Source organism: Variovorax sp. YR634, from assembly GCF_900106655.1.
In the GTDB taxonomy this organism is placed as follows: Bacteria; Pseudomonadota; Gammaproteobacteria; order Burkholderiales; family Burkholderiaceae_C; genus Variovorax.
Map to the genome: position 1 here is coordinate 479595 of NZ_FNOL01000002.1, position 19675 is coordinate 499269.

The 19675-nt window shown below is 66.8% G+C and carries 15 protein-coding genes; 4 read left to right on the top strand and 11 right to left on the bottom strand.

Annotated elements, in window-relative coordinates; genetic code table 11:
• Positions 1-3 precede the first annotated feature (3 nt).
• The 6 genes from BLV60_RS06415 to BLV60_RS06440 form a co-directional block, all read right to left on the bottom strand.
• On the bottom strand, positions 4-4632 hold the full coding sequence (locus BLV60_RS06415; protein ID WP_093051636.1) for a type I polyketide synthase: 4629 nt from the start codon (positions 4630-4632) through the stop codon (positions 4-6).
• Entirely contained in the window at positions 4632-9929 is a 5298-nt protein-coding gene (locus tag BLV60_RS06420) for a non-ribosomal peptide synthetase (RefSeq protein WP_093051639.1), read from the bottom strand. Before BLV60_RS06420 ends, BLV60_RS06415 begins: the two co-directional genes overlap by 1 nt.
• Positions 9930-9987: 58 nt before the next feature.
• Positions 9988-10746 carry a thioesterase II family protein gene (locus BLV60_RS06425; RefSeq protein WP_093051641.1) on the bottom strand — a complete coding sequence of 253 codons (759 nt, stop codon included), beginning with the start codon at positions 10744-10746 and terminating at the stop codon, positions 9988-9990.
• Complete coding sequence (locus BLV60_RS06430) at positions 10746-10976, bottom strand: MbtH family protein (RefSeq protein ID WP_093051643.1); 231 nt, start codon at positions 10974-10976, stop codon at positions 10746-10748. Before BLV60_RS06430 ends, BLV60_RS06425 begins: the two co-directional genes overlap by 1 nt.
• 148 nt (positions 10977-11124) lie before the next feature.
• Entirely contained in the window at positions 11125-11394 is a 270-nt protein-coding gene (locus BLV60_RS06435; protein WP_093051646.1) for a DUF4880 domain-containing protein, read from the bottom strand.
• 48 nt (positions 11395-11442) lie between these two features.
• On the bottom strand, positions 11443-11964 hold the full coding sequence (locus BLV60_RS06440; protein ID WP_093051649.1) for a sigma-70 family RNA polymerase sigma factor: 522 nt from the start codon (positions 11962-11964) through the stop codon (positions 11443-11445).
• A gap of 269 nt (positions 11965-12233) precedes the next feature.
• On the opposite strand from BLV60_RS06440, the gene BLV60_RS06445 reads away from it, so the two are divergent.
• Complete coding sequence (locus tag BLV60_RS06445; protein ID WP_093051652.1) at positions 12234-13079, top strand: plasmid replication/partition related protein; 846 nt, start codon at positions 12234-12236, stop codon at positions 13077-13079.
• A 13-nt stretch (positions 13080-13092) separates the two neighbouring features.
• On the opposite strand, the gene BLV60_RS06450 is transcribed toward BLV60_RS06445, so the two are convergent.
• The gene (locus tag BLV60_RS06450; protein ID WP_093051892.1) at positions 13093-13677 is read right to left on the bottom strand and encodes a BPSL1445 family SYLF domain-containing lipoprotein; all 585 of its coding nucleotides are present in this window, start codon (positions 13675-13677) and stop codon (positions 13093-13095) included.
• A 235-nt stretch (positions 13678-13912) separates the two neighbouring features.
• Here BLV60_RS06450 and BLV60_RS06455 point away from each other — a divergent pair, with 235 nt between their 5' ends.
• Positions 13913-14608, top strand: coding sequence for a DUF418 domain-containing protein (locus tag BLV60_RS06455; protein ID WP_093051655.1), 696 nt, complete (start codon positions 13913-13915; stop codon positions 14606-14608).
• Here the strand turns inward: BLV60_RS06455 and BLV60_RS06460 are convergent.
• Complete coding sequence (locus BLV60_RS06460; protein WP_093051658.1) at positions 14592-16418, bottom strand: bifunctional metallophosphatase/5'-nucleotidase; 1827 nt, start codon at positions 16416-16418, stop codon at positions 14592-14594. The genes BLV60_RS06455 and BLV60_RS06460 overlap by 17 nt on opposite strands.
• Before the next feature lie 96 nt (positions 16419-16514).
• Positions 16515-16988 (bottom strand): hypothetical protein, encoded by a 474-nt coding sequence (locus BLV60_RS06465; protein WP_093051660.1) that lies wholly within the window; start codon positions 16986-16988, stop codon positions 16515-16517.
• Between the two features lie 162 nt (positions 16989-17150).
• On the opposite strand from BLV60_RS06465, the gene BLV60_RS06470 reads away from it, so the two are divergent.
• Entirely contained in the window at positions 17151-17360 is a 210-nt protein-coding gene (locus BLV60_RS06470; RefSeq protein WP_093051663.1) for a hypothetical protein, read from the top strand.
• A gap of 72 nt (positions 17361-17432) precedes the next feature.
• Here BLV60_RS06470 and BLV60_RS06475 read toward each other — a convergent pair whose 3' ends face one another.
• The gene (locus tag BLV60_RS06475; protein WP_093051666.1) at positions 17433-17813 is read right to left on the bottom strand and encodes an HU family DNA-binding protein; all 381 of its coding nucleotides are present in this window, start codon (positions 17811-17813) and stop codon (positions 17433-17435) included.
• A gap of 132 nt (positions 17814-17945) precedes the next feature.
• Positions 17946-18557 (bottom strand): glutathione transferase GstA, encoded by a 612-nt coding sequence (gene gstA / locus BLV60_RS06480; RefSeq protein WP_093051669.1) that lies wholly within the window; start codon positions 18555-18557, stop codon positions 17946-17948.
• A gap of 112 nt (positions 18558-18669) precedes the next feature.
• Between gstA and BLV60_RS06485 the strand changes: the two genes are divergently transcribed.
• A complete protein-coding gene (locus tag BLV60_RS06485) occupies positions 18670-19611 on the top strand; it encodes a LysR family transcriptional regulator (RefSeq protein ID WP_176928719.1) in 942 nt (313 codons plus the stop codon).
• The last annotated feature ends 64 nt before the right edge of the window (positions 19612-19675 follow it).

A 19675-nucleotide genomic window follows, 5' to 3' on the forward strand; every position in this document is an offset into this window, starting at 1 on the left:
GTTTCAGACGGTGGCGGACAGTCGGTCCGGTGTGGCGGCATCGGCCGGGTCGCCGTTCTCGCTGTTCTCTATTTCTTCGATCAGCCGGGTCTCGACCAGCAGGGCCAGGTCGGCGATGGTTGGCGCCTTGAAGAAGGCAGCCGGGTGCAGCTCGACCTCGTAAGCCTTGCGCACGCGCGCCAGGATCTGGATGGCGAGCAGCGAGTCGCCGCCCAGCTCGAACAGGTTGTCGTGGATGCCGATGGCGGTAATGCCCAGCATGTCCTGCCAGACGGCGGCAAGGCCGGTCTCGAGGTCGCCGTCGGGTGCGACGTAAGGCGTGTCGAGCGCGGGGCGCGGATGGTTGCGACGGCCCGCGCGCGCGGCGTGGGCCAGCGGCCCGGACTCGATCAGCTCGAGCATGCCGCTGTCGAGCTCGCCAAGGCGCTGCGTCAGGTCGGTCGTGGAGATCACGACCTGCGAGAACGCCGGACCGTTGACGATGCGTTCCAGCGCCAGCGCGCCTTCGGGGCCGTCCATGCCGACGCCTTCGGGCAGCACCATGCCAGCGGCCATGCCCAGGTCGCGCCAGGCGTCCCAATTGACCGAGAACACCGCGTGGCGCGCACTGCGCTGCACCTGCGCGGCCAGTGCGTCGAGGTACGCGTTGGCCGCGGCGTAGTCGCTCATGCCCAGGCCGCCGGCCATGCTGGAAATGGATGAGCAGAAGAGCACGAAATCGAGTACGTCTTCGCGCACCGCTTCGAGCAGCGCCTGCGTGCCGCGCAGCTTGGGCGCGAACACGGCGTCGACCATGGCGCGGGTGCGCTGGCCGATCATCCCGCTGCTGGCATGGCCCGCCGCATGGATCACGCCGTGGATGGCGCCGAAGCGCGACCGGGCCTGCGCAGTGGCGGCCTTCATCTGCGCGGCATCAGACACGTCCGCTGACAGCGCGAGCACTTCGCCGCCAAGGGTTTCGAGTTCGAGCAGCTGCAGCAGCTTCTGACGCAATGCCGCCGGCTGCTCCGGCGATGCGGCCAGCGCCTCCCAGGTGCTGCGCTCGGGCAACGGCGTGCGTCCGAACAGCACCAGCTTCGCCTGCCACGACTTGGCGAGGTGCCGCGCCACGGAAAGGCCCACGCCGCCGAGGCCACCGGTGATCAGGTAGACGCCATTGGTGCGCAGCCGCTGCTGCGGCCCCGCGCCCGGCGCAGGCAGCGCCAGCGGCTCGTAGGCCTTGACCCAGCGATGCGGGCCGCGGTACGCCACCAGCGGCTCGTCGTGGCGCGCCGGCATGTCAGTCGCGAGCTGCTTCACCAGCCATGCCTCGGCATCACTGCCGGCTGTGGGCAGCACCACATCGATGACGCGGCTGTCGATGTGCGGATACTCCTGCCCGATCACCTTGGCCAGGCTGAACAGCGTGGCCTTCTCGGGGCACAGGGGCTCCAGCCCGCTCACGTCTTCCATCTGGTTGGTGACGACCTGGATCGCCAGCTTGCGCTCGCTGCCGGCCGACGCGCTGTCGAGGGCCTGCGCCAGGGCCAGCAGGCTGAAGAAGCCGCGCTCCAGCATCTCGCTCGACTGCGAAGGCGCTGCAAGCTCGTCATCCACGCTCCACAGGTGATAGATCTTCGAGACCGGCCCCAGCTCGGCCTGCACCTTGCGCAGCACCTGCTCGTGGTCGGCGCGCTCGCCGGGGCGCACCGCGTAGTGGCGCGGGCTGATCTCGACGAAGCCCGGCCCCTGCTCCACCCAGACCACGGGATGCGCGTCGGCCTCACGGTGCAAGTGGCGGATCAGGCTGTCGGTGAGGCTGCGCGTTTCGCCGAACACCAGCGTGCAGGTGCCGGTCGGCGCGGGGGTGTGCACCGCCAGCAGCGGCTCGGTGCGCTTCCAGGTGGGCACGTAGAAGGCGTCGGCTGCCGGCCCTGCCTTGGCGCTGCCCTCGAATGTGCCCGCCTCGATCCAGTACGACTGGCGCTGGAACGGATAGGTAGGCAACGGCACCTGGCGGCGCGGCTGGCCCGCGCGGCAGGCGGCCCAGTCGATCTCGACACCGGCGCACCAGAGCGCGCCGGTCACGCTTGCCAGTTGCCGCTCGTTGCGGGCCTGCTGCTGCGGATGCGCCTGGCTCGCCCAGATGCCTGCGGCCGACCCGGCCATCGGATGCTGGCGCGCGAGGCCCGCCAGCGTTTCGCCGGGGCCCACTTCGAGCACGACGCGCCCGGCCACGCCCAGCAGCGCGGCGAGTCCGTCGGCAAAGCGCACGGTGCTGCGCAGATGGCGACCCCAGTAGGCCGGGTCCACCGCCTGCTCGGCCGTGATCGGCTGGCCGGTGACGTTGGAGATGAAAGGAATGCGCGGCGCATGGCGCGGCACCGAGGCAACCACCTGCTGCAGTTCGGCCACGATGGACTCGGTCATGGCCGAGTGGGAAGCGATGGCGACGTGCAGGCGGCGCGGCATCAGGCCACCGGCGAGCAGTTGCTTTTCTGCCGCTTCGATGGCCTGCAACGGCCCCGCGAGCACGCACAGCTGCTGGCCGTTGATCGCGGCGATGTCGCAGCCGGCCTGGAGGAACGGTGCGAGTTCGGCCTCGGTCAGCGCGATGGCCGTCATGGCACCGGCGGGCATCGATTGCATCAAGCGACCGCGCGTGGTGACGATGCGCAGCGCGTCTTCCAGGCTGAACACGCCGGCCAGGCAGGCAGCCACGTATTCACCAAGGCTGTGGCCCAGCATCACGGCGGGTTGCACGCCGCGCGCCATCCAGGTGCGTGCCATCGCGTACTCGACGATGAACAGCACCGGCTGCGTGTATTCGATGCACGACAACTTCTGGTCGGCTGCGGCTTCGGCACCGGCTGCCGGGTAAAGCAGCTGGCGCAGGTCCATGCCCATCGCGTCGTTCAGCAAGGCGCAGCAGCGGTCGACCTCGCCGCGGAACACCGGGTCGTCGCGGTACAGCGCCGCGCCCATGTTGGCGTGCTGCGTGCCGCCGCCGGGGAACAGGAAGGCGACCTCGGGCGCGGTGGCCGGCGCGCGCATCACCTGCTCGAAGCCGCCCTCGGGCAACAGCAGCGTCTGCGCAGCCATGGCATGGCCGTTGGCGACGATGGCCGCGCGCAGCGGCAGCGGGCGGCGGCCGCTCTGCAAGGTGTGCGCGATGTCGGCAAGCGATTGGTCGGCAGACGCTTCGAGATGGCGGCCGAGCTGCCGGCCCGCCTCCTGCAGCGCGGCGGCGTTCTGTGCCGACAGCGGCAGCACCTGCCAGCTGGACGGGTTTTCGGCCGGCTTCGCGGCCGGCGCCTCTTCGAGCACCACATGCACATTGGTGCCGCCGATGCCGAACGAGCTGACGCCCGCGCGGCGCGGCGCGGCACCCGCGGGCCATGCCTTGGTGGCGGCATTGACATAGAACGGGCTCGCCGCGAAATCGATCTGCGGATTGGGCCGCTCGTAGTGCAGGCTGGCCGGCAGCATCTTGTGCTTGAGCGCCATCACCGTCTTGATGAGGCCGGTGACGCCGGCCGCCGCATCGAGGTGGCCGACGTTGGTCTTGACGGAGCCAATGGCGCAGTAGCCGGTGCGATCTGAATCGGCCCGGAAGGCCTGCGTCAACGCGGCCAGCTCGATCGGGTCGCCGAGCACCGTGCCTGTGCCGTGCGCCTCGATGTAGCCGACGGATTCGGCCGTCACGCCAGCGATCAGTTGCGCCGCGCGGATGACTTCGGCCTGGCCGTTCACGCTGGGCGCGGTGAAGCCGACCTTGTCGGCGCCGTCGTTGTTGGCGGCCGTGCCCTTGATGACGGCGTGGATGGTGTCGCCGTCGCGCAGCGCGTCGTCCAGGCGCTTGAGTGCCACGAGGCCTGCGCCGCTGCCGATCACCGTGCCCGCTGCCTTCTCGTCGAAGGCGCGGCAGTGGCCGTCGGGCGAGAGGATGGCGCCGGCCTGGTAGAGGTAGCCGCCATCCTGCAGCAGGTTGAGCCACACGCCGCCGGCCAGTGCCATGTCGCAGTCGTAGCCCAGCAGCGCCTGGCAGGCTGTGTGCACCGCGGCCAGCGAGGTCGAGCAGGCGGTCTGCACCGTCACTGCCGGGCCGCGCAGGTTGAGCTTGTAGGCCACGCGGGTGCACAGCGAACCGCCGGAGTTGCCGCTCATGAGGCCCAGCAGGTCGGCAATGCCGCGTCCGTCGCCCAGGCCGAATGCGGGCAGCAGGTGCCGCATGAGGTACAGGTTGGGGCCCTCGCCCGCGTACACGCCGATCTTGCCTGGCCAGGTATGCGCGTCGCAGCCGGCATGCTCGAGCGCGGCCCATGCGCACTCCAGGAAGATGCGCTGCTGCGGGTCGAGATACTCGGCTTCGCGCGGCGAGTAGCCGAAGAAGCCGGCGTCGAACTGGTCGAAGCCCTTGAACTGGACGCCTGCCTTTACGTAGGCCGGATCGTCGAGCAGCTCCTGCGAAATGCCTTGCGCGCGCAGCTGCTCGTCGGTGAAGCCGGCTATGGACTCCACACCGTCGCGGATGTTGTGCCAGAACGCATCGACGTCGTCAGCGCCCGGAAAGCGCCCCGCCATGCCGACGATGGCGATCTCGATGCCGGTGGCTGCATCGGCCTGCGCCGCCTGTTCGTTGAGGGTGTTCATCAGTTGACTCTTTCCGCGGATTTGCGACGTTGAAGCAAGGCGGCGCGCTGGCGCAGCGCACGGTCGTCGCCGGCCGTGGGCGACAACGCCGCGGGTGTATCGGCGCCGCGCGACATCCACTGCGCCAGCGAACCAACCGTGGGGTACTTGAAAAGCTGGACCAGCGCGACGGTGGTGCGCAGCCTGTCTTCGAGCAGGCGGTGCACGCGAACCAGCAGCAGCGAATGCCCGCCGAGATCGAAGAAGTTGTCGTGAGTGCCGACCTTGTCCATCTGCAGCACTTCGGCCCAGACGGCGGCAATGGTTTCGGCGATGGGGCCTTGCGGGACTTCGTAGGGTTTGTCGCTGGTGATGGCGGCGGTGGGGAGTGCCTTGCGGTCTACCTTGCCGTTGGCGTTCAGCGGCAGGGCATCGAGCACGACGATGACGCTGGGCACCATGTAGTCGGGCAGTGCTTCTGCGAGGCGCTCTCGCAGCGTTGCGGTGTCTATGCCTTGCCCCGAGACGTAGCCCACGAGCCGCGCTCCTGCGGGGCCTTCGTTCGCGACGACCACCGCCTCCCTGACTTCGGGCTGGGCTTGCAACTGCGCCTCGATCTCCCCCAGTTCGATACGGAACCCCCGCACCTTCACCTGATGGTCGATGCGCCCCAGGTACTCCAGCTGCCCCTCGTTGTTCCAGCGCACCAGATCGCCCGTGCGGTACAGCCGGCTTCCGTTGGCCGCTGCGATGAAGCGCTCTGCCGTCAGTGCTGGCCGCTTCAGGTAGCCCCGTGCGAGGTTGATGCCCCCCAGGTACAGCTCTCCGGCCACGCCTACGGGCACCTCGTTCAGGCTTGCGTCCAGCACATACGCCTGCGTCTCGCTGATCGGCCTCCCGATCGGCACCTGGCTGCTGCCGTCGTCCCGGCACGTCCACTGGGTGACATGGATCGTCGTCTCCGTCGGGCCGTACAGGTTCTGCAGCGTGGCGCCGCTCAGGCGCTGAAGTGCTTCCCTCTGCGTGGCTGCGGGCATGGCCTCGCCGCCGCAGATGATGTGCTTGAGCTTCGTCGTTGCTTCGATGCCCTCGTAGGCCAGGAAGGCCTGCAGCATCGAGGGCACGAAGTTCAGCGTCGTGATCTGGTGCTTCTGGATGAGTTTGACCAGGCGCACCGGGTCGCGGTGATCGCCCGGATTGGCAATGACCAGTCTGGCACCAGAGGTCAATGGCCAGAACATCTCCCAGACCGACACGTCGAAGCCGAACGGGGCCTTGTGCAGGACCGTGTCTGCACCTGCGAGGGTGTAGAACTCCTGCATCCAGGCCATGCAGCTGAACAGCGAGCAATGGCGGATGGCTGCGCCCTTGGGGCGGCCTGTGGAGCCGGAGGTGTAGATGACGTAGGCCAGGTGTTCGCCGTGCAGCCTGACTTGCGGGTCGGCCTCGGACTCGGACGCTGTATCGAGGGTGTCGAGTTCCAGGACCTGCAATGCGTCGGCACCCGGGATCAGCGAACGCAGATGGCTCTGGGTCAGCAGCAATGCGATGCCGCTGTCTTCGACCATGTAGGAAAGGCGGTCTGCAGGGTACTCGGGGTCAAGGGGTACATAAGCACCACCCGCCTTGAGCACGGCGAGGATGCCCACCATCATTTCTGTGGAGCGCTCCACGCAGATGCCCACCAGCACATCGGGGCCTACGCCCATGCCGATCAGGCGGTGGGCAAGGCGATTCGCACGGGCATTGAGTTCCGAATAGTTCAGGGCTTCGTCGCCGAACACCAAAGCGGGCGCATCCGGGCGGTGCTTCGCATGCGCCTCGATCTGGCGGTGCACGGGTTGTGCGCCCTCGTGGCGGTGCGGGTTCTCACTCCACGCCACAAGCTGCGCGCGCTCCGCCACACCCACCAGCGCCACATCGCCCACTGCCAGCTCAGGCTGGGCAGTCAATGCCTCCAGCACCGCCACGTAGTGCCCAGCCATCCGCTCGATCGTCTCCCGATCGAACAGCTCCGCCGCGTAGACCAGCCCCAGCGTCAACCGGCCATCGGGTGTCTCGCGGGCTTCCAGCACGAGTTCGAATTGCGCCGTTCCGTCTGGCAGCGCATGGTGCGCAACCTCCAGCCCAGGCAACTGCGCCAGCGTCCGGTAGTCCTCGACAAGATGGTTGAACATCACCTGGAACAGCGGGCTCTGGCTCAGGCTGCGCTGCGGCTGCAGTGCTTCGACCAATTGCTCGAAGGGCAGGTCCTGATGCGTCTGCGCACCCAGCACCGCTTCTTTCGCCTGCGCCACGACATCCGACAGCCGCATGCGCCCACCGATCCGGTTGCGCAACACCAGCGTATTGACGAAGAAGCCGATGATGTTTTCCGCCTCGACACGGCTGCGGTTTGCCACCGGCGCGCCGACGCGGATGTCTTCCTGCCCGGTGTAGCGGTGCAGCAGCGCCTGGAAGCCGGCCAGCAGCACCATGAACAGCGTGGCGCCCTCGGTAGCCGCGGCCTGGCGCAAGCCGACCAGCAGTGCCCCGGGCACTTCGACGCTGTGGCGTGCCGCGCGATAGCCGATCTGCGCCGTGCGCGGACGGTCGATCGGCAGCGCCAGCACAGGATGCTCTTCGCCGAGCTGCGCGCGCCACCAGGCCAGTTGCCGCCCGGCCTCGCCCGCGGCGAGCCAGTTGCGCTGCCACGCCGCATGATCGACGTACTGGATTCGTGGTGCGGTGCGGCGCGACGGGGCATCGCCCTTCAGCCGCGCGGCATAGCCGGCCGCCAGTTCATCGAGCAGCACCTGCATCGACGCGCTGTCGGAAATGATGTGATGCATCACCACCACCAGCAGGTGCGAGGTGTCCGACAGGCGGATCAACGCCACGCGCAGCAACGGCCCCTGCGTCAGGTCGAAGGGCGCGGCATGCAGGCGCTGCGCTTCTTCTGCGGCACGTGCTTCGCGCTCGCTGGCCGCGAGGTGACGCAGATCGATCAGATTCAGAAGCGGTGCCCACGACGGGCTGATCAGCTGCTCTGCCGTGCCGTCAGCGCCTGCCAGGAATACCGTGCGCAACGACTCGTGGCGCGCGGCGATGTCTTCGAACGCGGCATGCATCGCGGCGGCGTCCAGCGTGCCCGACAGGCGCAGCGCGCCGCTCATGTGGTACGCCGTGCTCTGCGGCGCAAGCTTCCACAGGAACCATTGACGCTCCTGTGCGTGCGACAACGGCAAGGGCTGCAGCCGGCGCTCGGCGGACAGCGGCTCGATGGCCGCCGTGCCGGGCACGCGGCCCGGACGGTCCTTGCGGCCGCGCACGATGGCCGTGCAAGCGTTCAGCCGGGGCTGCCCGAAGAGGTCGCGCAGATCGAATTCGATGTTCCAGTGCCGGGCGATACGCGCGCATGCTTGAACCGCGGCCAGTGAATTGCCGCCTGAGGTGAAGAAATGCGCGTCGTGCGCCAACGCGCGGTCTTCGGGCCACCTGAGCACTTCCTTCCAGATGGCCGAGACCGCTTCTCCGATTTCGTCGAACACCGGTGCTTCCGCCGGAATCGAAGACCCGCTGCCGCCGTGCGTGAAGACGCCGTGCTCGTGGATTGCGTACGCATCGAGGCTGCGCGCCGCAAGCCCCGCGCGGCACGCCTGCCGCTGGAGCTTGCCGCTCGAAGTCTTGGGCAGCGCGCCCGGGTTGAGCAGCACCACGGCGGACGGCGCCTCGCCGAACACCTCGCTGACCGCCGCACCCAGTGCATCGACCAGCAGGTGCGGCGGCACGAGCTTCTGCATGCTGCGCGAAACTTCCGCTGCCACGCCGATGCCTTCGCCATCCGGCCCCGACACCGCGAAGGCGGCTACACGCCCTTTGCGCACGGCCTCGATCTCGGCCTCGACTGTGCGCTCGATGTCCTGCGGGTAGATGTTGTGCCCGCGAACGATGATCAGGTCCTTGATGCGGCCCGTCACATAGAGCTGCCCGCCGTGCATGAAGCCGAGATCGCCGGTGCGCAGCCAGCGCTGCCCTTCATGCATGGCGAAGGTCTCGCTGGTTTCGCGTTCCTTGCCCCAGTAGCCGGCACAGATGCTCGGGCCGCTGGCCCAGATTTCACCGACCCGGCCAGCGTCTAGCGCGGCCAGCGAATCGGGGTCGGTGATGCGTACGTCGTGGCCTTCCGGCGCGGCGCCGCAGCCGACCAGCATCGCGCCCTGCGCGCTTTCCACGCCCTCGCCCCTGGCCAGTGCATCGGCGGAGAAAGTGCGCGCGACCAGCCCGGCGCCGCGTTGACCGCCTGTGACGAACAGGGTCGCTTCCGCGAGGCCGTAGCAGGCATACACGGCGTCGGGGCCGAAGCCTGCGGGCGCGAATCGCTCGATGAATTCGGTTTCGGTGTCTGCGCGCACGGGCTCGGCGCCGGTGTAGGCGACGCGCCATGTCGAGAGGTCGAGCCCCGCGAGCCGCGCGCCCTTCACGCGATCGAGGCAGAGGCGATAGGCAAAGTCGGGGCCGCCACTCAGGGTGGCACGATGGCGCGAGATGAGTTCGAGCCAGCGCACCGGGCTTTCGAGAAAGTAGCGCGGCGAGGTCAGCACCAGCGGAATGCCGCTGTAGAGCGGCTGCATGAGGCCGCCGATGAGGCCCATGTCGTGATAGAGCGGCGCCCACGACACGAACTTGTCGTCCGGCCCGATGCCCATGCCGTCGCGGATGGCGCGCTCGTTGGCGATGAGGTTGCCGTGGGTCACGATCACGCCCTTGGGGGCGGAGGTCGAGCCCGAGGTGTATTGCAGGAACGCAGCATCGTCCGCAGCGGGCGCGAACGGCATCCATGCATCGGCGAGCGCGGGACTCACCTCGTCGACGGCAATCATCTCGGCCTGCGCGAACGCATCGGCCGCGCCGCTCATCGCGGCACGCATCGCCGCCGAGGTCAGCACGCAGCGCGCCTGCGAGTCTTGCGCAATGCCCGTCAGCCGCGCGAGATGCTGCGGCCGCATGGATTCGGGCGGGAACACCGGCACCGCGATCACGCCGGCGTAGAAGCACGCCAGCATGCTCACCGCGTAATGGTCGTCGTTGTCCAGCATGACGAGGGCGCGCTCGCCCTTCGCAAACTGCTGCTGCAGGCGGGATGCCAGCGCGCGCACGCGCGACTCGAAAACGGCGTAGGTGATCGGCTTCTCGAAGTAGGCGCCATCCGCGTCGCCCGCCACCGTGAGCCAGACGTCGTCCGGCCGGCTTTGCGCCAATGCCCGCAGGTGTTCCACGAAGTTTGCGGACACCGGGTGATGCCCCAGATTCACCGTCGTTGCTGCCGTGTCTGCCATCTCGCTCACTCCAGAAAATTAGTAGGGGCGCAGCCGGCACCGGGCCGGCTGCGTTCACTCATGCCGCGTCAAGTCGATGCCCATGCAATGAGCCTTGATGCCTGCCGGCCATGGCCTGCCCCAGACGGCGCGTCAGTGCAGCCAGGAAGGCCGCCTCGTGCTGACGGATGAAGAAGTGGCCGCCATCGAACCAGTCGAGCGTGAACGCGCCACCGGCATGTGCCGACCAGGCCTCGATGCGCGCCGCGTCCATGTCGTCCTGTCGGCCCGCGAAGACATGCAGAGGCATTGGAAGAGGCGCATCGGCCGTGTACTCGAAGCTCTGGCACACGCGGTAGTCCGCGCCCAGCGTGTCGAGGGTGATGCGCATCAGCTCGGCGCTGGCGAAGACTTCTTCGGGGGTGCCGCCCTGCTTGCGCAGATCGGCGATCAACGCAGCGTCGTCGTGCGTGTCGGGGAGGCGGCTCGGGTCGCGCCGCGACGGCGCGGAACTGCCCGACGCGAAAAGCGCCAGCGGCAACGGCCGGCCGAGCGCGCGCAGACGTTGCACGACGCCATAGGCCAGCAATGCGCCCATGCTGTGCCCGAAGATCGCGAAGCTGCTGTGCATCGCGTTCGTCTGCTCGGCGCAGATCCGCGCGACCTGGGCATCGTAGGTTTCGACGAAGCGCTCGCCCATGCGCATGCCCCTACCCGGCAGTTCGACGGGCACGAGCTCGATCCAGCGCGGCAGCTGATGCCGCCAGCGCAAATATATCGTCGCGCTGGCGCCCGCGCAGGGCAGGCACAGCAGCGAAACCCTCGCCGGCCCGGCCATCAGCTTGCGGCAGCTTCCGCGGCCATCCAGTCGCGCAGCGACTTGGGGCGCATGTCGGTCCAGTTCTTCTCGACGAAATCGAGCGCGGTCTTCTTGTCGCCCTTTACCCCGTCGACAGCCTTCCAGCCGCTGGGCACAGCCTTCCAGTGCGGCCAGATGGAGTACTGGTCTTCCTGGTTGACCAGGACGATGAAGGTTTCGTCTTCGCGATCGAAGCAGCTGGTAGACATGGGCGGTCCTTGTGCGGTTGATTGAGGAAGCGGGCGGGCAAGCGGGCCGGTGGGTGGCCGATTGCTGGGCTTCTGATCAACATGACGATTCGGGACCGAATCTGTTCACCCCGGTGCGGGGTGCGGCCAGGCGGCGCGCTGGCGACGATCAGGCGTCGTCGTCGCTGGGTGCTGCGTCTTCGGGGGATGCCCGGTTCTGGTTTTTCTTCCACGCATCGACGTCGATGGTGGGAGGCACGAGGCCCGCGAGCAGCCAGAGGCGGGCGGCCTTGTCGTAGGCCTTGCGGTGGGCGGGGTCGGCGAGAAGCCACGTCACCATTTCGACACGCGAACCTTCGCCGAAATTCTCGCGGTCGTGCTCGCGCCGCACCCACTCCCATGCGGTGCGCCAGATGAGGTCGTCTTGCTCTTGTGCCATGCGTGTACGGTTTTACCTTACACGAAGCGGCACGAGAGTTTCTCTGCGTCAATCCTTGATCAGGTGGCGCATCGCGCCGATAGCCTCGTCCGCCTCGGCGATCAGGCGGTTCACGAGCCCGAGCGCGCAGCCCATCTGCGCCGCGATGTCGCGCTGCGTGAGGCCTTCGAGGCGGTAGAGCTGGAAGGCCACGCGCGTCCTCGGGGACAGCGCCGACAGCGCTTTCTCGATCAGGCCGACAGCCTGCCGGTCGCGCATCACGCGGTCCGGCGACGCTGGTCCCGGGACATCGAGCGTCTCGACGTCCACGTCGAAGGTGCGGTAGGTGGCTTCGAGGGACTGGCGGCGGCAATGGTCGAGTGCGAGATTGCGCACCACCTGGCAGCAATAGCCCATGGGCTTGTCGACCTTGCGGTCGCAGGCGCCGTCGGCAATGCGGAGATAGGCGTCCTGCACGACATCATCGGCAAGGTCCGTGGTGCGGACGATCCTGCGGGCCACGTGCAGAAGCTGGGCCCGGTTGGCGACGAAAACATCTCCCAGAGAAGATTCGGACGTGAGTGACAGCATTTTTTGAACAACTCCAGATTGGGGCCAGGCGTCGAAATTCGGAACGGCGCGCGTCGGGCGCATTAGCGTGGCTGCGGCTCTCCGGCCACATATTTAAATAAGAATCATTAATATTTACAAAAGGATGACAGCGCAAATTTGCGACTGTGTCCTTACCTCTATAGACGTTTGGATGCACCAAACAGAGACACCCGGACGACGTCTCGAAAGCCGTCGGCCGGGCGCATCTAAAATTCCGCCCCTTTGCCCCGTTCCGCTTCCCGCCCCTCATGAACATCGTCGTCAACGAAGAACTCAAAGCCTATATCGACCCACTGACGCCGGAGGAACACGAAGCACTGGAACGCAGCATCCTGGCCGAGGGCTGCCGCGACGCGTTGGTGCTATGGGGCGACGTGCTGGTGGACGGCCACAACCGCTATGGCATCTGCCAGAAACACGACCTGCCGTTCAAGACGGTGCAGAACACGCGCTTCAAGACCATCGAGGACGTGCATCTCTGGATGATCGACCAGCACCTGGGCCGGCGCAGCATTTCGGATTTCCTGCGCGGCGTGCTGGCGCTGCGGAAGAAGGACATCGTCGACAAGCAGCGCAGCCGCGTCGCTGCTGAGCCAGCCTCGGCGTCCGACGCCCCTTTCGATGTCGATCCCCCCGCCGACGGCTCGCCGGACGACAGTGCGTCAGCCCCCACCCTGCCGCCACCCGCGCCGTTGAGCAGCCGCGAAGCCATCGCCAAGGCCGCACGCCTGAGCAGCAGCCAGGTCGGAATGATCGAAAAGATCCAGAAGCAGGCCGCGCCGGAACTGGTGGCAGCCGTGAAGTCAGGCGTGATCTCGATCAACACCGCAGCTGCCGTGGCCACGCTGCCGGCCGAGGAGCAGGTCTCGGCCGCGAACGCCGGCAAGGACGAGCTCAAGCAGGCCGCCAAGCGCGTGCGCGAGTCGAGGAAGAAGCCGCGTGAGGAGTCCGCCGAAGCGCATTCGGACGACGAACAACAACAAGCCAGGCCGGATGCGGTGCAGGCGCTGGAACAGCGCGTGGCCGAACTCACAGCCGAGAACGAGGCCCTGCGCAAACAAGTGGCCGAGCTGCAGGCCCGGCTCGGCCACTGAGCCCAGCAGCCTGCTACGGCTGGATTTCGCTGATCTTCGCGCCCGACAGCGAGACGCCGGCTTCCAGCCCCACGTTCGTCATCACGAAGCCCACCACGGGCTGGCGCAGCGTGTTGGTGTCGATGCTGCCGTTGGCCCCGATGGTCGCGAGCGCCACAGTGGCGTCAGCGCCCGCTGTCCAGCCCTTGCTGCTGCGGAACTTGTCCAGCGCCGCCTGCGTGGTGAACAGATAGATCACGGCCTTCGACTGAGCACCCGCCTGGAAGCCCACCGACCCGGCAGTGGTGCTGTAGTAGGACTGCGTGCGACCGTTCACGCGCAAGGCGCCCCGGCCGTATTCAGCGCCCACGCCCAAGCTGGCCCCCATCACGGCAGGAAACACCAGCACGCCGCTCGACTTGGCGACCAGCTCGCGTGAACCTCTCACGGAGTCGTACAGCTTGGACAGCGAGGCATCGACCTGGGCGTCGATGGAAGTGCGCGAAGACGCGCTGCTGGACTGATCCTGCGGTCGCGTGGTGGTGCACCCGACAAAGGCCAGGCTGCACGCCGCCACGGCGGATGAAAGCGCCAGCATGCGGAAGTTCATGGTTTTCATGACGGAATCCTTTGCAAAAAACATGAGTCGGCGAAGAAATCTCTGCCTTCGACAGCAGATTTGCTCATGCTAAGTCTGCAAAACCGGCACAAATCGGGTTGGAGACATCGGCCTACGCAAGGTCACGGCATCGGCGAACGGCGGTGCGCCCGGGGCCGGCCTGGAGGCGGCCCAAACGCAATGTTCGTGCAATGCAGATTCATAGCATCGCAGCGACCCCACTTTGCGCACTCCCATGACATTCGACCTCGCAAGGCCGTCGCGCCACCCAGGCGCCGGTAGCACCCGCCGCCTTGAACTGCTGGACTCGCTTCGCGGCTTCGCGCTGTTCGGCGTACCACTGTTCAATCTGCGCAGTTCTTCACTGCTCGAATTCATCGTGACGTCGATCGCGCTGCTCGCCCTGCTCTTCGGCCTGGGCTTCGCGATGCAGGCGGTGCGGCCTGGGGAGAAGCCCAACTCCATACGCCTGCTCGTTCGACGCATGCTGCAGGAGTCTGTCGCCCACCGGCGGCTCTGGGTTCGCCTGTTGAAGGTGGCGCTCGTCGTCAGCTTGGCCACGACCGCGCCGTTGATGTTGTGGGACTCCGGCGGCGCGGGTGTCGGGGTGATGCGCCTGCTTCACCAGATCGCGCTCAACCTGTTCTGCATGGCGGCCTTCGTGCTGCTGTTCCAGCAGACCCGCTGGCGGCACTGGTTGCGCAAGCTCGCGCCCATGGGGTGCATGGCGCTGGCGAACTGGCTCGCGCAGGCACTGCTCGGGCTGGGCCTGTTCTACGCCCTCGGGCCGAGCTTCGGCTTCTTGTTGGGCATCGCCGTGCTGCAGGCGATGCTCAGTTGCTGGTGGCTGGCGCGTTGGTCGTCCCGGCAGGCAGGCCAGCTGAACGCGGCCCGCCCCCTTCGCCAGCAACCGCTCAGGGCAGAACCGTAATGCGGTTCGTCGCCGGTGGTGTCAGCGGGCTGTTCGCCTTGATGTAGGCCTCCAGGGCGTCCACGTCCTGGTCGCCGCCGAGCGTGTCCGTGCCCTGGTTGAAGACGGTGAAGTTGTCACCGCCGGTAGCCAGAAAGCTGTTCATCGTCACGCGGTAGCTGGTGCCGTCGGCCATCGCGGTTCCGTTGAGCGACAAGTTGCTGATGCGCGAGCCAGCGGGCGCCGAAGTGCTGTAGCTGTAGGTGAAGCCTGCGGAGGGCAGCAGCACCTTCGGCGCGGCCACGGTGTTGGAGCCGCTGTTGAACTGCTGCTCCAGCAAGGCCTTGATCTGCGCGCCGGTCATGGTCTTCACCACCAGGCTGTTGCCGAAAGGCTGCACGGCGAAGATCTGGCCGTAGGTCACGCTGCCGTCGCCGGCGGGTGCGAGGTCGGCGCGCACGCCGCCCGGGTTCATGAAGGCGATCTGCGCGGCGCCCTTGCCGGCCGGGCTGGTCGCTGTCAGTTGTGCGTCGGCGATCAGGTTGCCCAGCACGCTTTCCTTCGACGCGGTCTGCGTGCGCGTGGCCGTTGCGGTGAGCGAGCCCACCACGCGCTGCACCAGCGGCCCGGCGATGGTGAGGTACTGGTTGATGAGCGCAGCCACTTCCTGGTTCTTGTCGAAGGTCGGGTACTGGTCGGTCAGCGCGACGGTGGTGGTGCCGCTGGTGTAGGCCTCGCCCTGCACGATCACGTTGTCGGCCGCCTTGGCCGTCACCTTGCGCGTGCGGGTATCGATGGTCAGGTTGATGTCGGTCAGCAGCGTGCCGTACTGGCCGGCGCTGGTCAGCAGGAAGGGCTTGGCCGGGTTGGTCTTGCCGTAGTCGCACACGTACGAGCGGTGCGTGTGACCCGAGATCACGATGTCGACCGAGGTGTCGAGCTTGTTGAGGATCGGCAGGATGTCGCCGCTCAGGCCGGCGCAGCTCTTGTCGTTGTAGCCCACGGTGGTGGTGCCGCCTTCATGGATGACGACGACGATGGCGTCCGCGCCCTGTGCCTTCAGCTGCGGGATCAACGCGTTGGCGGTGTCGGCCTCGTCCTTGAAAGTCAGGCCCGCGACGCCGGCAGGCGTCACGATGTTCGGCGTGCCCTTCAGCGTCATGCCGATGAACGCCACCTTCACTGTGGCGCCGTCCTTCGTGAAGGTCTTCATGCCGGTGGCGGGGAACAGCGTGTTGCCGTCGCCCTTCACGGTGTTGGCCGCGAGAAAGCCGAAGTTGGCGCCCGGGAAGCTCTTGTTGACGCGGCAGGGTTCGAGCGCGGTGTTCTTCGCGCAGCCGCCGTTCTTCATGCGCAGCAGTTCGGTCTGGCCCTTGTCGAACTCGTGGTTGCCGACCGCGTTGAAGTCGATCTTCATCGCATTCACGGCTTCGATGGTCGACTCGTCGAGGAACAGCGCCGAGACCAGCGGCGAGGCGCCGATCATGTCGCCGGCCGATACCACCGCGTTGTTCGGGTTCTTGGCCTTCAATGAGGCGATGGCCGAGGCCAGGTAGGCCGCGCCACCGGCGGGCACCGGCACCGTGCCGCCGCCCTTGGCAGGCGCACTGATCGACAGCTTCGGCGGCTCGAGGTTGCCGTGCAGGTCGTTGAAGGCGATGAGCTTCACGTCCATGGTGCCAGGCACGGCGGGCGACGCCGGCGGCGGGTTGGTTGCCGCGGGCGGTGGCACGAAAGGAATGAAATTGTTTGAGTTGTCGCTGCCGCCGCAGGCAGTCAGGGTGGCGGCCACCACGCCGGCAACGGCAAGGCGCTTGAACGATGGATGCATGGGAACCTCTCTCCTCTGTTTTGAATGCAGCGGATGCTGGGGACGGCACATGACGGTGCCGTGAAGACCCCTTGAACCCGCAAGGAGATCGCCCGCTCAGGGCAGGAGCACGAGACGCATCGCAACGCCAGGGCCGAAGGCGGCCTGCAGCAGCGCCTTTGCCTGCACGCTGCGCTCGTCAGTCAGCGATTGCACGGCGAGCCAGCCCTCGGTCGGCCGCCGCTGCAGGTGCCAGCCTTCCTGCCCTAGAAGGATGAGCCGGGCGAGCGATGCGGCATCGGCCACCGGCAGCGCCGCGGGCGTGATGTCGAGCCAGTCGGTCACCTGATCGCTCTCGCCGCCCAGGCGCGCGGCTGCGCCCTCCGCCAGTGCGTGCTGCGTGGCGATGTCCTGCACCGCGCCCTGCAGCACGATGCCGCCGCCGTGCCAGCGGATTTCGAGCGATGGGGCTGCATCCGCCATGCGAGCCTGCGCATCGCTGCCGGCAGTCAGTCGCCACGCGACGGCTGCCGCCAGGATCGCCAGGCAGGCCACCGACACAGCAACAAGAATTCTGAAACGCTTCGTCATTCGAAGCGCGAGCGTGCCACGCCGCGCGTTACGCCGATGTGACGGCGCTTCCGATGGACGTTCGCCTACACGCATCGCCGCAGCGCGATACCCCACGAGTCGCCATATCCGATACGCTTGAGGCCCGCCCCCGTATTCCCCAACATCCCGAGGAACGAAACCATGGCAGCGAACGCGAAAGTCACAGGAAATGTCGAATACCGGGCCGGCGACGGCCCCCTGATCCTCATTCCCCAAGGGCCGATAGAGGTCCAGTTGGCGCCCGACAGCGCCGTGCTGAGTTGGGGCGATGGCGGCAGCACGCAGACGACGGCGATTCCCATTGCCGAATACCAGCGCTATCTGAGCGAAGGTGTGATCGAACCCGACTGAAGCGGCGCATAAATGCGCCACCAAATAAAAACGGCCCCGAGGGGCCGTTCTTGTTTCTGCATTCGCAGCTTCTTACTTCTTCTTGGCAGCCACGGCCTTCTTGGCGGGTGCTGCGGCCTTCTTCGCTGCTGCGGGCTTGGCAGCCACTGCCTTGCTGTCGGCCTTGCGCTTTGCAGCCTTCGGGTCCACGGCGGCCTTGAAGGCAGCGCCCGGCACGAACTTCGGCACCTTCTGTGCGGCGATCTTGATCTTGGTGCCGGCGCTGGGGTTGAAGCCCGAGCGTGCGGCGCGCGCCACTTGCTTGAAAGTGCCGAAGCCGACGATCTGGACGGGGTCACCCTTCTTCACTGCGGCGACGATCGAGCCGGTAACGGTCTCGAGGATGCGCGCAGCTTCTGCCTTGCTGACGTTGTGGGCGGTGACGATTTTTTCGACGAGTTCGATGCGGTTCAACTGAGTTCCTATTAGGTTTGATTTCGCCATGTTGCCTATGGCGGCGCAGCACGAATACAAGCTGCAAGCGGGGCGGAGTTTATTCGACTGCGAGAGCCCGGATGTAACGCGGTCGCTTCAGGCCTTCATCGATCAGTCTTCGATGAGGCCTTCGGCCCGCATCGCAGCGCGCACGGAGGGGCGTTTCGCAACCAGTTCCATGTAGTGACCTATCGCCGGCCATGAGGAAAAATCGAGTCCCGCATGTCGGCCGAGGCGCAGGATCGGATAGAGGTACGCATCCGCGACGGTGAAGTGTTCGCCGAGGATGTACGGCCCCGGCTGCACCAGCGATGCGATGCGATCGAAGGCGCGTGTGTCCGCGATCAGGCTGTGCTTGTAGCTTGCCGGCACGTCGGGATCGAACATCGGCGCAAAGCCTTTGTGCAGTTCGGTCGCCACGAAGCTCAGGGCTTCGGCCAGGCGATAGCGGGCCATGGTGCCGGCAGCCGGCGCAAGCCGCGAGGCTGGCGCGAGATCGGCGAGGTACTGCAGCACGGCAAGGCCTTCGGTGAGCACCGCGCCGCCGTCGAATTCGAGCGCAGGCACCTTGCCCATGGGGTTGATCGGCAGATAGCTCTGTCCGGTGGTGGGCAGCGTCTTGGTCTCGAGGTCGACGCGGATCATCTCCGCGGTCAGTCCGGCCTCGCGCAGCACGATGTGCGGGGACAATGAAGAAGCACCGGGGCTGTAGAAGAGTTTCATGATCGGCTCCTGTTGGTGGTCAGACGGGGTTGTGTTGACGTGATCGATGTGCACGCCACAAATGGTGGCCGCGAGGGGCTTCATGAAAAAGCGGTTTGAGGGCACAAGATTGATGAGCCGGACTCACGAGTTGCCAATCTCGGAGGCCGATGCGCGCGTGTTCGTGACCGTGGCCGATGCGGGCAGCTTCACCGCCGCAGCGGCACTGCACGCGATGACGCCATCGGCCGTGAGCAAGGCCATTGGCCGGCTCGAAAGCGATCTCGGCGTGCAGTTGCTGGCGCGCACGACGCGGGCCTTGCATCTGACCGAGGAAGGCATGGCGTTTCACGAGCGTTGTGCGCGGGCCTTCGATCTGCTGGCCGAAGCGGCGGAAGAAGCTGGCGCGGGCACGCGCGCGGTGGCCGGCACGGTGCGCGTGGGGTTGCCGCCGCTCTTCGGAACGTTTCTCGTGGCGCCGCTGCTACCAGCACTGCTCGCGCGGCATCCGAAGCTGCGCATCGAGATCGTGTCGACCATGCGGCTGTCAGACATCTTCGACCTGGGACTGGATGTCGCGATCGCGGTGGGCGCCCTGCCCGACTCGAGCCTTGTGGCACGGCCGCTTGGATACGGTCAGTTCGTCACCGTTGCGGCACCTGCCTGTTTCAAAGAGATGTCGCGGCTATCACGGCCCGAAGAGCTTCTTGAGCATCGATGCATGGCCTACACGCGGCCAGATGGTCGCGAGGACCCGTGGAATTTCAAGACGTCGGAAGGCCCGCTGCAGATCGAGCCACGAGCCGCAGTGCGGTCGGACGACATGCACCACCTCGCGGCAATGGCGGTGGCCGGGTTGGGCATCGCGCACCTGCCGATGTTCGTTGTGGGCGAGCACCTCGCCAATGGCCGGCTCGAAAGATTGCTGCAAGACTTCGAGCCCGCGCCAAAGCTCGCATCACTGGTCTATCCCGCGAGCCGGGCGATGCCTCGGCGCGTGCGCGCCTTCATCGACTTCCTGCTGTCGAACGAGCAGCAACTCGCAGGCGTGACACGCCCCGAAGCAGCAAGATGAAGTAATTGCGTGGGGAGGCCAGAAAGTGAAAAGCCCTTGCAACTCATTGAGCTGCAAGGGCTTC

Bases quoted from the DNA above. Each gene is read 5' to 3' on its own strand.
- BLV60_RS06485 (WP_176928719.1), top strand. From the start codon at position 18,670: ATGAGCCGGACTCACGAGTTGCCAATCTCGGAGGCCGATGCGCGCGTG.
- BLV60_RS06450 (WP_093051892.1), bottom strand. From the start codon at position 13,677: ATGAAAACCATGAACTTCCGCATGCTGGCGCTTTCATCCGCCGTGGCG.
- BLV60_RS06465 (WP_093051660.1), bottom strand. From the start codon at position 16,988: ATGACGAAGCGTTTCAGAATTCTTGTTGCTGTGTCGGTGGCCTGCCTG.
- BLV60_RS06455 (WP_093051655.1), top strand. From the start codon at position 13,913: ATGACATTCGACCTCGCAAGGCCGTCGCGCCACCCAGGCGCCGGTAGC.
- gstA (WP_093051669.1), bottom strand. From the start codon at position 18,557: ATGAAACTCTTCTACAGCCCCGGTGCTTCTTCATTGTCCCCGCACATC.
- BLV60_RS06445 (WP_093051652.1), top strand. From the start codon at position 12,234: ATGAACATCGTCGTCAACGAAGAACTCAAAGCCTATATCGACCCACTG.
- BLV60_RS06425 (WP_093051641.1), bottom strand. From the start codon at position 10,746: ATGGCCGGGCCGGCGAGGGTTTCGCTGCTGTGCCTGCCCTGCGCGGGC.
- BLV60_RS06435 (WP_093051646.1), bottom strand. From the start codon at position 11,394: ATGGCACAAGAGCAAGACGACCTCATCTGGCGCACCGCATGGGAGTGG.
- BLV60_RS06420 (WP_093051639.1), bottom strand. From the start codon at position 9,929: ATGGCAGACACGGCAGCAACGACGGTGAATCTGGGGCATCACCCGGTG.
- BLV60_RS06470 (WP_093051663.1), top strand. From the start codon at position 17,151: ATGGCAGCGAACGCGAAAGTCACAGGAAATGTCGAATACCGGGCCGGC.
- BLV60_RS06415 (WP_093051636.1), bottom strand. From the start codon at position 4,632: ATGAACACCCTCAACGAACAGGCGGCGCAGGCCGATGCAGCCACCGGC.
- BLV60_RS06430 (WP_093051643.1), bottom strand. From the start codon at position 10,976: ATGTCTACCAGCTGCTTCGATCGCGAAGACGAAACCTTCATCGTCCTG.
- BLV60_RS06440 (WP_093051649.1), bottom strand. From the start codon at position 11,964: ATGCTGTCACTCACGTCCGAATCTTCTCTGGGAGATGTTTTCGTCGCC.
- BLV60_RS06460 (WP_093051658.1), bottom strand. From the start codon at position 16,418: ATGCATCCATCGTTCAAGCGCCTTGCCGTTGCCGGCGTGGTGGCCGCC.